The organism is Levilactobacillus senmaizukei DSM 21775 = NBRC 103853, assembly GCF_001592085.1.
GTDB classification, from domain to species: domain Bacteria; phylum Bacillota; class Bacilli; order Lactobacillales; family Lactobacillaceae; genus Levilactobacillus; species Levilactobacillus senmaizukei.
In genome coordinates, this window is record NZ_BCWD01000070.1 from 1 (window position 1) to 846 (window position 846).

Annotated in this window: 2 protein-coding genes; both read right to left on the reverse strand. The window is 34.6% G+C overall.

Going from position 1 to position 846, the window contains the following annotated elements:
• Positions 1–95 precede the first annotated feature (95 nt).
• Positions 96–452 (reverse strand): type II toxin-antitoxin system YafQ family toxin, encoded by a 357-nt coding sequence (locus LSE01S_RS10715; protein WP_046041398.1) that lies wholly within the window; start codon positions 450–452, stop codon positions 96–98.
• Positions 452–730: a type II toxin-antitoxin system Phd/YefM family antitoxin gene (locus LSE01S_RS10720; RefSeq protein ID WP_003586674.1), complete on the reverse strand. Its 279-nt coding sequence runs from the start codon at positions 728–730 to the stop codon at positions 452–454. Before LSE01S_RS10720 ends, LSE01S_RS10715 begins: the two co-directional genes overlap by 1 nt.
• Between the last annotated feature and the right edge of the window lie 116 nt (positions 731–846).

Consider the following 846-nt stretch of genomic DNA (forward strand, 5'->3'; position numbering starts at 1 on the left):
AAATAACCCCTCGAAAACATTGAAAGAATAACCCCCAATATCTATAATATAGATGTTGGGGGTTATTTATTTTCATATTATAAAAATAACTTCTTCTATTCGTCATTTTTTCGATACCTTTTAGCACGATTTTGACCAGGAAATAAACGATCATGCGATCCGACTCGAATGCCAATTAAGACTAGTTCATCTTTATCAATCGTATAAACCACCAGGACATCGTTAGTTTCGCTTGGTGTTTTGTTTTTCGGGGTATCTCGTAAGTGAAATTCATTATAACCGCTCATTCGCCGATTAAGCTCATGATCTTCAAATTCTGGTGGTAATTGTTGTTGCTCAAGCAACAGGTCAATGGCTGCTCGAACTTCATCAATAATAGATTTGTCTAAACTGGCTAACCGTTTTAGATCAGCATTAAAGGTTGCACGTGGTTTAAATCTTAGTTTTTTCATTATTTAAACTGACCCCAATAATCATCATCTGATTCAACAATTTCATCGTCAGGTAAAACATGGCGTTTAATTAACTGATCACGTGCAATTGCATATTCTAACGAGCCTTCTTTAGCTTTTAATGCTCGTTCTAGCCAATCCATTTTTTCTTGTGAAACGATGGCCACTGCGCGACTATTTGAACGAGCAATATAAACGGTTTCGTCTTCGTCATTAACTTGATCTAAATATTTTTTTAAGTTAGCGCGAAAATCGCTCTGTGTTAATGCTAATGTCATATTTACCACCCTTTCATTGTACTTAATATTGTACTTTAATTTGTACTAAAAATCAATTTTTTAAGGAGCTAAAACTATGCAACAAGTTGTCTTACCCATCAAAGATTCAAACGTTC

Coding starts and splice junctions, on each gene's coding strand:
- LSE01S_RS10715 (WP_046041398.1), bottom strand. CDS start 452: ATGAAAAAACTAAGATTTAAACCACGTGCAACCTTTAATGCTGATCTA.
- LSE01S_RS10720 (WP_003586674.1), bottom strand. CDS start 730: ATGACATTAGCATTAACACAGAGCGATTTTCGCGCTAACTTAAAAAAA.